Source organism: Nocardia aurantiaca (assembly GCF_009708175.1).
Classification (GTDB): domain Bacteria; phylum Actinomycetota; class Actinomycetes; order Mycobacteriales; family Mycobacteriaceae; genus Nocardia; species Nocardia aurantiaca.
In genome coordinates, this window is sequence record NZ_WMBB01000010.1 from 1 (window position 1) to 13,801 (window position 13,801).

The following is a 13,801-nucleotide window of genomic DNA, read 5'->3' on the forward strand; positions in this document are numbered from 1 at the left end:
CAGGCTTCGCCGTGGACCGCAATGTCCCGCTACTGGCCGTGGGCGCCAGCGAGATGTACCTCATGCGCCGCGAGGCCACCCGCACCGGCGACCGCACCTTCCGCTTCCTCTCCGACGCCATGGCGGCATCCTTCGCCTGCTATCTCCCGGTCATTCTCTGGGCTCGCCGCATCCCCCAACTGGGCCTGCTCATGATCCCCAAGACCATCGCCTACCTGGCCATGGCCTTCCGCGTCTACCGCGACTTCTTCAGCGGCACAGCGCAATCGGCCGAGACGGGACCGCAGTCGCGCCCAGGGCACGACTCACTCGAAGGCAGCAGCGAGCCGCGACCCGCCCACCGGTGAAGTGCTCGCCGTGTGCGAACCCGGGTTCTGAAGAGTTCGGCCCGAAGGCCCATAGGCCGTTCCGACATCCGAAGGTTGCTGTCAGATCATCGCTGGCAGCCTTGACACAAAGGTTGCTGATCAGATGCTCGTCAGTGTGGTGATCGCGATCGTCGCGACATTGGTGTCGGTGGCACTGATCTCGCGAATCGCCCAACGGGTGCTCGGGGTCCGGGTGGGGCTTGTCCGGGCCACGTTCGCCGCGCTGGTAGCACTGGGCGTCGAGCTGGGATTCGAATCCCAGGTGGTATGGAAGCAGTCGGTCAATCGATTGGCGTTCCTGCCTCAGCAGATCGGTGTGATCCTGCTCGTCGCGCTGTTGTTCCTGGTCGTCGCCGAGATCGTGATCCCGCGGGGCAGTATCACCCGTCCGGACCAGATGATGCGCGCGGTGCGGCTGCGGACGCAGCAAGCCCGGCGCGGTTTCCAATTGAGCAGAGTGGCAGTCCGGCACGGCATTCCGGGGCTGGCTCGCACCGGCCCGAACGCCGGCACACCGCAGGAACGAATGGAACAGGCCGCTGCGCTGCGCGCGGCGCTGGAAGAAGCCGGTGTCACGTTCGTCAAGCTGGGGCAGATCCTGTCGACGCGCCAGGATCTGCTGCCGCAGGAATACATCGACGAGTTGTCACACCTGCAGCAGCGAGTCGGCCCGGTGCCGTGGCCGGACATCGCGGCGGTGCTGGCCCACGAATTGAAGGATGACCCTGACAAGGTGTTCGCCGCCATCGATCGAGAGCCGTTGGCCGCCGCCTCCATCGCCCAGGTGCACCGGGCGCGGCTGCACACTGGTGAGGAGGTCGTCCTCAAGGTACAGCGCCCCGGCGTCGGTCCGGTGGTCGAGCGGGATCTCGGGATCGCTCTGAGCCTGGCGCGTCGCCTCGAATCGAGCACCGTCTGGGGTCGCTCGATCGGAATCGGTGAGCTGACCGAGGGCTTCGCCCAGGCGCTGCGGGAAGAACTCGACTTTCGGATCGAGACTCGCAATATGGCGGCATTGCGGGCCACAGTCTCCCAGCACGACACCACGCCCTCGATCGTTGTCCCGAAGCCCTACCTCGACTATTCGACCGAGCGCGTGCTCGTGATGGACTTCGTCCCCGGCAAGACGCTGAGTTCGCCCGATGCGGTCGAAGGCCGGTCCGGGGCGGAGCGGAACCGGATCGCCGCTGTCCTGTTCGAATCGCTGCTGCGGCAGGTCATGGTGGACGGTGTCTTTCACGCGGATCCGCATCCCGGCAATATCGTGCTGCTCGACAACGGCGGCGTGGCACTGATCGACCTCGGCTCGGTCGGGCGGATCGACTCCGAACTGCGCGCGAACCTGAGCCAGTTCTTGATGGCCGTGGACCGCGGCAATCCCGAACTGGTCTGCGACACCCTGCTCTCGTTCGTGGTCCGCCCGGAATTCGTCGACGAGGACGGGTTGCGGCGTGGCATCGGCCGATTCATGGCGCTGCACATGACCCCGGGCACCTCGGCCGACATCACCGTATTCACCGATCTGGTGCGGTTGGTCGCCGAGTACGACCTGATGGTTCCCGGAGAGGTGGCAGGAGCGTTCCGGGCCATCGGCACGCTCGAGGGCACGCTGGCCGCGGTGGCACCCGATTTCGATATCGTCGCGCAGTCGCGTGAGTTCGCGAACCGACAGTTCACCGAGCGACTGGCACCGGAGTCGTTGCAGGCCGCGGTCACCGATGAGTTGCTCACGGTATTGCCACTGCTGCGGCGGATACCCAGGCACGTGGACCGGATAGCCTCCTCGCTGGAGGCGGGCCGGGTGACGGTCAACGTCAGCCTGTTCGCCGATCATCGGGATCGCTCGGTGGTCACGGGTCTGGTCAATCAGGTGCTGCTGGCGTTCCTCGGCGGCATCGTCGGAATCATGGGCGTGGCGCTGCTGGCCAACCCGGGCGGCGCTCGGATCACCGACGCCCTCACATTGCACGAAATGTTCGGGTACAACCTGATTCTGGTCAGCGCGGTTCTGGTGCTGCGCGTGCTGTACGTCGTCTTCGGCACGCGCCGCGAATAGCCGCACAGCGCGAATTTCTTGTCCAACACGATGACGATGCGCTGACCGAACCTGCCGGCACACGGCGCCGGCGAAACGACCGAGCCCCCACCTGGACACCGGATGGGGGCTCAGCAGAGTCTCTACCAGCAGCGATGCGCGCGCTGCCTACTTCTTCGCAGAGGCTAATCCGCTTCGGAACTCGACGACGTCGCCGTCAGCCATGACATAGTCCTTGCCTTCCATGCGAACCTTGCCGGCGGCCTTGGCGGCGGCCATGGAGCCGGCCTCGACGAGGTCGTTGAAGGCGACGACCTCGGCCTTGATGAAGCCGCGTTCGAAGTCGGTGTGGATAACGCCGGCGGCCTTGGGGGCGGTGTCGCCCTGGTGGATGGTCCAGGCGCGGGCTTCCTTGGGACCGGCGGTGAGATAGGTCTGCAGGCCCAGGGTGTGGAAGCCGGCGCGGGCCAGGGCGTGCAGGCCGGGCTCGGTCTGGCCGATGGACTCCAGCAGTTCGAGGGCGGACTCTTCGTCGAGCTCGAGCAGTTCGGCCTCGACCTTGGCGTCGAGGAACACCGCGTCGGCGGGGGCGACGGCGGCCCTCAGCTCGGCCTTCCTGGCCTCGTCGGTGAGGACCGACTCATCGGCGTTGAAGACATAGAGGAACGGCTTGATCGTGAGCAGCGAGAGCTCCTTGAGCAGCTCGGTGTCCACCTGGCCCCGCGCGGCGAAGAGCGTCTTGCCGCTGTTGAGGATCTCCTGCGCCTGCTTGGCGGCATCGGCGACCGGCTTGCGGTCCTTCTTGACCTTGGCTTCCTTGTCCAGCCGGACCACGGCCTTCTCCAGGGTCTGCAGGTCGGCCAGGATGAGCTCGGTCTCGATCACCTCGATGTCGGACAGGGGGTCGACCTTGCCGTCGACGTGAACCACGTCATCGTCGGCGAAGACCCGCACCACCTGGCAGATGGCATCGGCCTCGCGGATGTTCGCGAGGAACTTGTTGCCCAGGCCCGCGCCCTCCGAGGCGCCCTTCACGATGCCCGCGATGTCGACGAACGACACGACGGCGGGGACGAGACGCTCGGAGCCGAAGATCTCGGCGAGCTTGCTCAACCTCGGGTCGGGCAGCGGCACCACGCCGACATTCGGCTCGATGGTGGCGAACGGGTAGTTCGCGGCCAGCACGTCATTGCGCGTCAGAGCGTTGAACAGCGTCGACTTTCCGACGTTGGGCAGGCCGACGATTCCGAGGGTGAGACTCACGAGAGAAGGAGTCTACCCGGGTCATCGTCCTACGCCGTCACCGCAGGTCCGGGGCCCGGGTTCGACAGGCCTGCGGGTAGCGGGGTACCGGCCGACTCGGGTAGGACCGAGACGTGGCGGATGGTGCCGGACAAATCCGGCAGTTGGACGGGTGGGGTCCATGTGCGGAATCCGTCGTAGCTGTCGCTGTAGAAGTATCTCTTCTCGGTGTATGCGTCGAGGTAGATGCGGTGGCCGCTGTCGGGCAGCGGGATTACGCAGTGACCCTCACGGGGCGCGCCCCAACCGGCCCAGTCGCCGGTGCCGATGAAGCGGTAGGGCCCCAGCGGGCCGGAAGCGACGGCGAGCTCGATGTACTTGGTGGATTCGTTCTTGGTGAAGGCGTAATAGCTGCCGCCGTACGGCACGACGGTGGTGTCGATGTAGCCGAGGTGGCCCGGCTGCTGTGGCCCGATCCCCGCAAGCGGGATCGGTGGACTCCATACCGGGCGGGCCGGATCGGTCGCGATGATCAGGTAGGGGCGGAAGCCCTGTCCCGTCGAGATGGAGACCAGCACGCTGACGTATCCGGAGAGACCGGTGAACCATGTTGGCGCCCAAGCGGCTTTGGCTCTCAGCACCGGGACGGGATAGTCGCCCAGATGGGTCCAGGTGAGGCGGTCGGCGCTGCGGGCGAATCCGATGGTGTTGCCGTCTCCGGCGGTGGTGTAGGCGAGGTAATAGCCGCCGTCGGTGTGCCGGAGCAGGCTGGGGTCCCGCACCAGCCCGGCCGGTGGACGGTACGCGCAGGCCCGCAGCAGCGTGAAGGTCGTCGCGTCCTCGGATTCGTAGACATACAGATCGTTGTCGCTGCCGTTGGTGAACGCGGTCATGGTGTACCGCGTGACCGCCGACGCCCGCGCCATCGCGTCTCGACGGCCCATCCCGGCCCCGACCGACAGCACAGCCATCGAAGCCAACACCGATCGGCGATTCCAGCGGATCGTGCTCACCCGCGGCATTATTCAGCCTCCGATAGCTGCCCCATAGCCGACGCGCCGAGGTCAGATCAGGGGGCCGAGATGATCGGCCAGGCGGACTGCCTGCGATCGGTTGGGCGACCGTATGCCTCGAGCAGACGGCGCACCATGCGAAAGGGTTGTACCGCATATCTTCTGGGGCACTCTGCTCGGCATCGAGCAGGTGCGGCGGGTGTCCCCGTTTCCATGCGACGGCGCTCGTGAGCACCCGCCAGGTCGAGCGCGAAGCTGAGGGTCCTGGTCAGCGGCCGCCCAGGCCGTAGAGGGCTATGCCTCGGATGAAGGCTCGTTGGGCCACGGCGTAGATGAGGAGGAGGGGCAGCAGGATCACCGTCGCCGCGGCCATCAGCAGCGGCCAGTTCGTGGTGTATTGGCCCTGGAGGCGGATCAGGCCGAGGGTGGCGGTGGCGTACTCGTCGCGTTGGATCATGATCAGGGGCCAGAGGAAGTCGTTCCAGACGGTGATCCAGGTGAGAACCGCGAGGACCATGACGGCGGGTTTGATGTGGGGCAACAGAACTCGCCAATAGGTTTGCCAGGGGGTACAGCCATCGATAATGGCGGCCTCCTCCAGTTCTCTTGGGAGAGTGCGGAAGAACTGGCGCATGAGGTAGGTGCCGAAGGCGTTGCCGAAGAGGCCGGGGACGATCATGGACCAGGGGGTGTCGATCCAGCCGAAGGCCCGCATCAGGAGGAACTGCGGGATGACGGTGACCGTCAGGGGGACCATGAGGGTGGCGAGATAGCCGATGAAGAGGAATTCGCGGCCGGGGAAGCGTAGGCGGGCGAAGGCATAGCCGGCCAAGGAGCAGAAGAAGACTTGGCCGGCGGTGACGCAGGCGGCGTAGAGGACGGTGTTGAGGAGCATGCGGCCGAGGGGGATGGAGTCGAAAGCCTCGCGGTAGTTGGACCATTGGGGACGCGAGGGCAGGGGTGCGATGTCGGTCAACTGGCCGTCCGTCTTCAGGGACGCCGAGACGGACCACAGAATCGGTACCAGCGCGCACCAGGCCACCAGGATCAATGCCAGATAGGTGAGCAGACCGGCGGTCAAGCGTCGCCACGTGGCGGTGCCCCACCGCCCGGCTCCCCCGCAGCGCCGCACCCGCCCCGCTCCGCCGCTCGACTCGCTGTGCCGGCCCACGATCCCGCTCCTCTGCTCGACTTCCCCGACCGATCGCGCGGCTCCCCCTCGTGGTCCGGCTCCTCCGCGCGACCCCTCACCTCCATCGCGCCTCACAATTCCATCTCCGAACGCCGGGCCAGCCACTGTTGAATCAGCGTGAAGGCCAGAAGGATTGCGAAAATGATCCAGGCGAGGGCTGCGGCATAGCCGACCTCGTAGAAGCGGAAGGCGTTCTGGAACAGCATGATTCCCAGAACATAGGTGCCGGTTTCGGGGCCGCCGTTGCCGCCGGTCAAGGCATAGGCCTGATCGAAGGCTTGCACCGTATTGATGACGGTGATGACGAGGACGAAGGACAGGGCCCCGCGAATCAGCGGCACCGTGATCGAGAGGAAGCGGTGCCAGCCGTTCGCGCCGTCGATTTTCGCTGCCTCGTACAGGTTTTCGGGCACGCCCTGCATGGCCGCCAGCAGGATGACGGTGGCGAATGGGACCGTTTTCCACACCGTCACCAGGCTCAGCGAGACCATCGCCCAGCGGGGGTCGGTCAGCCACGGCACCGGTCCGAGTCCGATCCAGCCGAGCAGGATATTGGCGAGGCCGTCGTCGCTGGCGAGGATGAAGCGGAACACCACCGCCATGGCCACGGTCGACGCCACCAGGGGCAGAAACGCCAGAGTCCGGAATACCCCTACGCCGCGCAGTTTCCGGTTCAGCAGCCAGGCGACGCCCAAACTGATCGCCACCGTCGGCACCAGCGTCAGCACCGTGAACACCGCCGTATTGCGCAGGGCGATATAGAACAGCGGATCGTCGGAGAACAGCCGCCGATAGTTCGCGACGCCCACGAATCGCGGCGGGCTGAACAGATCCCACGAGTGGAAGCTCAGATACAGCGAAAACCCCAGCGGGAACAGCAGAAACACCAGAATGGCAGCCAGATTGGGCGCGACGAACAGCCTTCCGGCGCGCGCCCGCCGCCGTTCGAGCGCCGACCCTCGCCTCATATCGACGCCCGCAGCAGCTTATCGATATCGGTGCTGGTCTGCCCGCCCAGCGACGCGGCCGTGGCCGCACCGCGCAGCACCCGATTGCAGCCACGCTCGAGCAGCGCTTCCACCTTGCCCCACACGGGCGTCACGGCCAGCGGACGCGAATTCTCCGGCCCCTCGGTGAAGACCTCGAGGTTGCGCAGCGTCGGGTGAGCGGCGGCGAATCCCGGCGACCGCATGGCCGAGTTCAGCACCGGCACGAACAGCCCCGATTCCGCGATGATGGCCTGCCCCTCCGGTCCGGTCGCGAACTTCACGAATTCCCAGGCCTGTTCGCGACGCGGACTGCTCGCGGCGATGGCCAGCCCGGTGCTGCCGATATCGGTGATCGCACCGGGCCCGCCCTGCGGCCCCACCGGCAGCACGGTGACATCGAAGTCGAGATCGTCCCGCCCGGTGAACTCCGAGTACAACCAGTGCCCGCCCATGAGCATGGCGGCGCGCCCACTGCGGAACAGGTCCTGCGCCGAAACCGATTGCAGGTCACCGACGCTGGGCGCGACGCGATGACGCACGGCCAGGTCGGCGTAGAACTGCATGCCCGCCGCGAACCGCGGGTCCCCGAGATTGGTGCGGGTGGGCCGCACCGGTGGGCTGAACCATTCGGACCCGTTGTTCATGCCGAAGCAGGCTGCCGAGAAATACGGCACCCAGGCGTCCGCGAATCCCCACTGCCCGACGCGGCCGTCGGAATCGCGATGGGTGAGCGTCCGCGCGGCCGCCAGGAACTCGTCGAAGGTCCAGGCCTGCGACCACCGCGCGGGCGCCCGAATTCCCGCCTCGGCGAACAGCTTCCGGTTGTAATAGAGGAACACCCCCGACCACTGCTCCGGCAGCGCGAACTGCCCGCCGTCCCAGACGAAGGTGTCGCGCAGCGTGGCGTACCCGTCAGCGCGCAGCCGGGCCGCGTAATCCGGTTCGCGGTCCAAGAATTCGCGCAGGTCGATCAGCACGCCTCGATCGGCGAGCCCCGCGTAGAGCAACTCCCAGGCCATGAGCACGTCCGGGCATTTACCGCCCGCGCAGTAGGTGAGCATCTGCTGCAGCGGATCCGGCCCGGACATGATGGTGCGCACCGTGATATCCGGTCGCCGCCGATGGAACTCGTCGATGATGCGCAGCCGGGCCCGGGCCTCCTCGGGCCGTGCCTGGAAGAAGAAGGTGACCGCGTCGTCGTTCCCGCGCGCGCAGCCCCCGGCAGCGAGGAGTGCGGCCAGCGCGGCCGAGCGCAGCAGGGTACGCCGATCGCAGCCGGGCTGCCGGGTGCTCGCGGAGCGGGACTGCACCGGCATCGCGTCTCCTCTGGTCGCGGGCGTTCGCGGCGGATGGAACAGGGCGGCGACGGCGATCGGAACGACATGTCCGTGAACTAAATGAACTAATGCCACCACCGTGACGTAGATCTCGAATCAGCATGGCAGCATACGGGGAGCAACCTGCGACATGTGGAAAACACGCGAACTCGCGGGAACCACGCCGGACCGCACCACCCCCGCGACGCCCGGCGCAGCGTCCGCCGGGCCACCCGCACCCGGCGGTCCGACATGAGATGAACAGCTGGTCGAAGCCGGTTCGCTCGCGTGTCGGTTGGGCTACGTTGTGACCATTTCAGTTAGAAACCGCAGTACCGCAGGGAGTTGTCGCATGGCGACCATCGAATACCTCCGGACCGACCCCGACCTACCACCGGTAGGTGTCGTGGACCGGACGCCCATGACGCCCCTCAAAAAGGGCATCTTCCTCGCCATCGCCGTACTCGGCGCGATCGCCTGGGCCATCCTCGCATTCGTGCGAGGCGAGAACGTGAACGCGGTGTGGATCGTCGTCGCCGCCATCTGCACTTACGTTCTGGCATATCAGTTCTACGCCCGGCTCATCGAATACCGGATCACCACACCGCGTGATGATGTCGCCACTCCCGCCGAGGAGATGGAGAACGCCAAGGACTACATGCCGATGGACCGCCGGGTCCTGTTCGGCCACCACTTCGCCGCCATCGCGGGCGCCGGCCCGCTGGTCGGCCCGGTGCTGGCCGCGCAGATGGGCTACCTGCCCGGCACCATCTGGATCATCGTCGGCGTGGTGCTGGCCGGTGCGGTACAGGACTACCTGGTGCTGTGGGCGTCGGTGAAGCGCCGCGGCCGCTCGCTGGGGCAGATGGCGCGCGACGAGCTCGGCGTGGTCGGCGGCGTCGCGGCCATCATCGCGGTGCTGGTGATCATGATGATCCTGCTCGCGGTGCTGGGCATCGTCGTCGTGAACGCCCTTGCGGCAACGGAGAACAAGACGACCCACGTCCTCGAGGGCGGCAGCCCATGGGGCGTGTTCTCCATCGCCATGACCATCCCGATCGCCCTCTTCATGGGCTTGTACCTGCGCTTCCTGCGTCCGGGCAAGGTCGGCGAGGTGTCGATCATCGGCTTCGCGTTGCTGCTGCTGGCCATCATCTCCGGCAACTGGGTGGCCGGATCCGGTTGGGGCCGTGACCTGTTCACGCTGTCCGGCACCGCCATCTCCTGGATGCTGATCATCTACGGTTTCATCGCCTCGGTGCTGCCGGTGTGGATGCTGCTCGCCCCGCGCGACTACCTGTCCACCTTCATGAAGATCGGCACCATCGCCCTGCTGGCGGTGGGTGTGCTGTTCACCATGCCGGTACTGCGGGCTCCGGCCGTCTCCCAATTCGCGAGCAACTCCAACGGTCCGTCCTTCGCGGGCAGCCTCTTCCCGTTCCTGTTCATCACCATCGCCTGTGGCGCGCTGTCGGGCTTCCACGCGCTGGTGTCCTCGGGCACCACGCCGAAGTTGTTGGAAAAGCAGTCGCAGGCCCGCATGATCGGTTACGGCGGAATGCTCATGGAGTCGTTCGTCGCGGTGATGGCGATCATCGCGGCGTCGATCCTGGATCAGCACCTGTACTTCGCGATCAACAGCCCCAACCTCACCAGCGCGCAGGCCGCCGCGGACAGCGTGAACAAGCTCGGCCTGAGCGGAAATCCGACCAATGCGGACTTCCTCAACCAGATCGCGCAGGACGTCGGTGAATCGCGCGTCTACTCGCGCACCGGTGGCGCGCCCACGCTGGCGATCGGCATGACCGAGGTCATGCACAAGTTCATCGGCGGCAACAGCCTCAAGGCGTTCTGGTACCACTTCGCCATCATGTTCGAGGCACTGTTCATCCTCACCACCATCGACGCCGGCACCCGCGTCGCGCGGTTCATGCTCTCGGACTCGCTGGGCAACCTGGGCGGCGCGGCCAAGAAGTTCCGGGATCCATCGTGGTGGCCGGGCGTGTTCATCTGCTCCGGGCTCGTAGTGGCGGCGTGGGGTTCGGTGCTGCTCATGGGCGTCACCGATCCGCTGGGCGGCATCAACACGCTGTATCCGCTGTTCGGCATCTCGAACCAGCTGCTGGCCGCGATCGCGCTCACGGTCGTCCTGGTGATCGTGGTCAAGAAGGGCCTGGTGAAATGGGCCTGGATTCCGGCGATTCCACTGGTGTGGGACCTGATCGTGACCATGACCGCCTCGTTCCAGAAGATCTTCTCGGGTGATCCGAAGATCGGCTACTGGACGCTGCACTACAACACCATCAAGTCGCACGACGCCGCCGTCCCGAAACGGGACGCCCTGATCGCGGCGCGGAACGCCTTCTCCGCGTCGCATGATCCGAGTCAGCTGCCCAAGGGCATCACCGATCCCAAGGATCTCGACAAGCAGATCGACACCCTGAACACCACGATCAGCAACGCCGAGAAAATCATCCGGAACACCTTCATCCAGGGCACGCTGTCGATCGTGTTCGCGGTGATGGTGCTGATCGTGGCGCTGGTCGGCCTGTGGGTCTGTGTCCGAGCCGCCCGCAACGGCGGCGGCGAGACCACCGAATCGCCGGAGGTGCCGTCGAAGATCTTCGGCCCCAGCGGCTTCCTCGCCACCAAGGCGGAGCAGGAGGTCCAGCAGGAATGGGACGCTCTGATCGCCGAGGGCAAGGTCCGCGCGACCGGCGCGGCGGCCACCGCCGGAAGCCATTAGCGCGCCGATGAGTACCCCCGAAGCCCCGCCCGCCGCGGGTCCGCTGCGGCGGGCGGGGCTCACCCTCGTTCGGGCCGTGAAAGCCGTTGTCTGGTGGTTCAACTCGATCCTCGGCGGCAACGACTATGCCCGCTACGTGGACCACCTGCGGCTGCACCATCCAGGTTGCGAGATTCCCTCCGAACGGGACTACTGGCGCGACCGACACGCCGCCGCCACGAAGAACCCCGCCAACCGCTGTTGCTGAGTGATCGGACGTATGCCAAGGCCACCTCTGATCTCGCGACGTTCGGGGTAACTCGTCGGGTACGTCCAGAGTCAGTTCGCCGCCCAACCGCCGGCACGGCTGTCCAATTGTCAACGGCTCCCAGCCACCCGTGGATATCCGGGGAGGCGGGGGAGCCCGTGTCCGATATCCGCTAGCGGAGGTCGACCAGGACTGACATGGTGGAATGCGTGAGTGCGAACGACTTGGATTTCGAGCGTTGCTACCGCGCCGTGGCGACCAGGGATGCCCGGTTCGACGGGCAGTTCGTGACCGCGGTGCGCACCACCGGAATCTATTGCCGCCCTTCCTGTCCGGCCATCACTCCCAAACGAGCCAACGTCACCTTCCTGCCCACCGCGGCCGCCGCGCAGCAGCACGGCTTCCGCGCCTGCCGCCGCTGCCTGCCCGACGCCGCGCCCGGCTCACCGCTGTGGAACACCCGCGCCGACTTGGCCTCCCGCGCCATGCGCCTGATCGGCGACGGGGTCATCGAACGCGGCGGCGTGCCCGCCCTGGCCGATGCCCTCGGCTACTCCCAGCGCCAGCTCACGCGGGTGCTCACCAACGAACTCGGCGCGGGTCCGCTGGCGCTGGCGCGCGCCCATCGCGCGCACACCGCCCGGCTGCTGATCCAGACCACGCGGCTGCCCATGTCGGACATCGCGTTCGCTGCCGGATTCGCCAGCATCCGGCAGTTCAACGACACCGTGCGCGAGGTGTTCGCGGTCAGCCCGACCACGCTGCGCGACGAGTCCCGCCGCCGCGACGGCGATACGCTCCCGGCCACCAACGGCCTGCTCACGCTGCGACTCCCCTACCGAGAACCGCTGGACAAGTCGTGGCTGGAGTGGTTTTTGTCCGCCCACACCGTCCCCGGCCTGGAACTGTGGGAGAACGGCGTCTACACGCGCAGCCTGCGAACTCCGCACGGCCACACCACCATTCGGCTGTCCATTCAGCCCGGTCACGTGCGGGCGACGCTGTCCCTGCAGGATATGCGGGATCTCGCGCCGACCGTGGCGCGCGTCAGGCACTTCCTGGATCTCGACGCCGACCCGATCGGCATCGACGAGGCGATGGCCGCCGGCATGGCGGGAAACGCAGTGCACGTGGGCGATCCGGGCGACGCCACCGCGCTGCCCGCGGGCATCCGGGTGCCGGGCTGCCTGGACGGTCCGGAATTGTTGCTGCGCACCATGATCGGGCAGCAGATCTCGGTAGCGGCGGCCAACACCCACACCGCGCGGCTGGTGCAGAGCCTGGGCGAATCCATCGCCGGGCCGATTCCGCACCTGTTCCCCACCGCGGAGACCGTCGCCGAGCGCGGCTCCGAAGTACTGACCGGACCCGGGCGGCGCATCGACGCCATCGTCGGCGCGGCCAAAGCGCTCGCCACCGGTGATCTGGTGCTGCACTCCGGCCGCACCGCCGGCGACCTGCGCCGCGACCTGCTCGCCCTGGACGGGGTCGGACCCTGGACCGCGGACTACGTCAGCATGCGCCTGCTCGCCGACCCGGACGTGCTCCTACACTCCGATCTGGTCGTGCGCCGCGGCGCGGGCCTGCTCGACATCGACCTCGCCGATACCGCCCGCTGGTCGCCGTGGCGCTCCTACCTCTCCATGCATCTGTGGAAACACGCCCTCGCCCACCCGTCCGAGGCCAACCGGAGGACCTTGCAGTGAGCTCCGAAACCCATACCACCGCAGCCGATTTCGCCACCACGACGACACCGGCCGGTCCGTTCACCGCCATCGTGGACGCCGACGGCGCGGTCCTCGCCTCCGGATGGACCGCCGACGCCGAGGAACTCCGGGCCCTCATCCACCCGACGATCCGGCCCACCGGCCTGCGGGCCTTCGACTCGCTCGGCCCGGTCTCCCGAGCCGTGACCGACTACCACGCCGGGGACCTGACGGCCATCGACGGCATCACCGTCCGCCAGCGCTCCGGGCCCTTCCTCACCCACGCGTGGGAGATCCTGCGCAATGTGCCGGCCGGAGCCCCCGTCACCTACACCGACTTCGCGACCATCTCCGGCCGCCCCGCCGCCACCCGCGCCGCGGCCAATGCCTGCGCCCGCAATGCCGCCGCGCTCTTCGTCCCCTGCCACCGGGTCATCCGCACCGATGGCAGCCTCGGCGGCTTCCGGTACGGCCTGCCGATCAAGCGCTGGCTACTCGACCACGAATCCGCCTGAGCTCCGCGCGCCCGGACGCTGTCCGTGCCCGGGCGTACCGTGGCGACCATGTGCCGCAACATCCACACCCTGCACAACTACGAGCCGCCGGCCACCCCGGACGAGGTGCACGCGGCCGCTCTGCAATACGTCCGCAAGATCAGCGGGACCACCAAACCCTCCCAGGCCAACCAGGCCGCCTTCGACCTGGCGGTGGAGGAGATCACCGCCGCGACCGCCCGCCTGCTGGCCGGGCTGACCACCACGGCGCCGCCCAAGGACCGCGAGGTCGAGGCCGCCAAGGCACGCGCACGCGCGGAAGTCCGCTTCGCCCGCGGATAGCCGATCGCGCGCGGAGAACCGGCTCGGCGCGCACACAAACGGCACCGAACAACCAACCGGCCCGGCCGGCGGACAACCGACTCAGTGCGCGGACAACTGACATAACCGGCT

Annotated in this window: 12 protein-coding genes; 7 read left to right on the forward strand and 5 right to left on the reverse strand. The window is 67.2% G+C overall.

The genetic code is table 11. The features are described 5' to 3' along the window. Both GLP40_RS33320 and GLP40_RS21290 read left to right on the forward strand, forming a co-directional pair. On the forward strand, window positions 1-347 hold a 347-nt coding region (locus GLP40_RS33320; protein ID WP_230329795.1), incomplete at its 5' end, for a hypothetical protein. A 124-nt stretch (window positions 348-471) separates the two neighbouring features. After that, complete coding sequence (locus tag GLP40_RS21290; protein ID WP_154789757.1) at window positions 472-2,424, forward strand: ABC1 kinase family protein; 1,953 nt, start codon at window positions 472-474, stop codon at window positions 2,422-2,424. A 147-nt stretch (window positions 2,425-2,571) separates the two neighbouring features. Here the strand turns inward: GLP40_RS21290 and ychF are convergent, their stop codons facing one another. The 5 genes from ychF to GLP40_RS21315 form a co-directional block, all read right to left on the reverse strand. After that, entirely contained in the window at window positions 2,572-3,666 is a 1,095-nt protein-coding gene (ychF, locus tag GLP40_RS21295; RefSeq protein WP_328290484.1) for a redox-regulated ATPase YchF, read from the reverse strand. Between the two features lie 29 nt (window positions 3,667-3,695). Beyond that, entirely contained in the window at window positions 3,696-4,616 is a 921-nt protein-coding gene (locus GLP40_RS21300) for a glycoside hydrolase family protein (RefSeq protein WP_407671649.1), read from the reverse strand. 310 nt (window positions 4,617-4,926) lie between these two features. Next, window positions 4,927-5,739, reverse strand: coding sequence for a carbohydrate ABC transporter permease (locus GLP40_RS21305; protein WP_154790015.1), 813 nt, complete (start codon window positions 5,737-5,739; stop codon window positions 4,927-4,929). Window positions 5,740-5,921: 182 nt separating this feature from the next. After that, window positions 5,922-6,818, reverse strand: a complete 897-nt coding sequence (locus tag GLP40_RS21310; RefSeq protein WP_154789759.1) for a carbohydrate ABC transporter permease — start codon at window positions 6,816-6,818, stop codon at window positions 5,922-5,924. Further along, window positions 6,815-8,155, reverse strand: a complete 1,341-nt coding sequence (locus tag GLP40_RS21315; protein WP_154789760.1) for an ABC transporter substrate-binding protein — start codon at window positions 8,153-8,155, stop codon at window positions 6,815-6,817. Before GLP40_RS21315 ends, GLP40_RS21310 begins: the two co-directional genes overlap by 4 nt. Window positions 8,156-8,507: 352 nt before the next feature. On the opposite strand from GLP40_RS21315, the gene GLP40_RS21320 reads away from it, so the two are divergent. The 5 genes from GLP40_RS21320 (at window position 8,508) to GLP40_RS21340 (ending at window position 13,690) form a co-directional block, all read left to right on the forward strand. After that, window positions 8,508-10,901 (forward strand): carbon starvation CstA family protein, encoded by a 2,394-nt coding sequence (locus GLP40_RS21320; protein WP_154789761.1) that lies wholly within the window; start codon window positions 8,508-8,510, stop codon window positions 10,899-10,901. A 7-nt stretch (window positions 10,902-10,908) separates the two neighbouring features. Beyond that, complete coding sequence (locus GLP40_RS21325; RefSeq protein WP_154789762.1) at window positions 10,909-11,148, forward strand: YbdD/YjiX family protein; 240 nt, start codon at window positions 10,909-10,911, stop codon at window positions 11,146-11,148. A gap of 209 nt (window positions 11,149-11,357) precedes the next feature. Next, entirely contained in the window at window positions 11,358-12,854 is a 1,497-nt protein-coding gene (locus GLP40_RS21330; protein WP_407671642.1) for an Ada metal-binding domain-containing protein, read from the forward strand. Beyond that, entirely contained in the window at window positions 12,851-13,369 is a 519-nt protein-coding gene (locus GLP40_RS21335) for a methylated-DNA--[protein]-cysteine S-methyltransferase (RefSeq protein WP_328290485.1), read from the forward strand. The genes GLP40_RS21330 and GLP40_RS21335 overlap by 4 nt, the downstream gene beginning before the upstream one ends. 48 nt (window positions 13,370-13,417) lie before the next feature. Further along, window positions 13,418-13,690 carry a DUF2277 domain-containing protein gene (locus GLP40_RS21340; protein ID WP_154789765.1) on the forward strand — a complete coding sequence of 91 codons (273 nt, stop codon included), beginning with the start codon at window positions 13,418-13,420 and terminating at the stop codon, window positions 13,688-13,690. The last annotated feature ends 111 nt before the right edge of the window (window positions 13,691-13,801 follow it).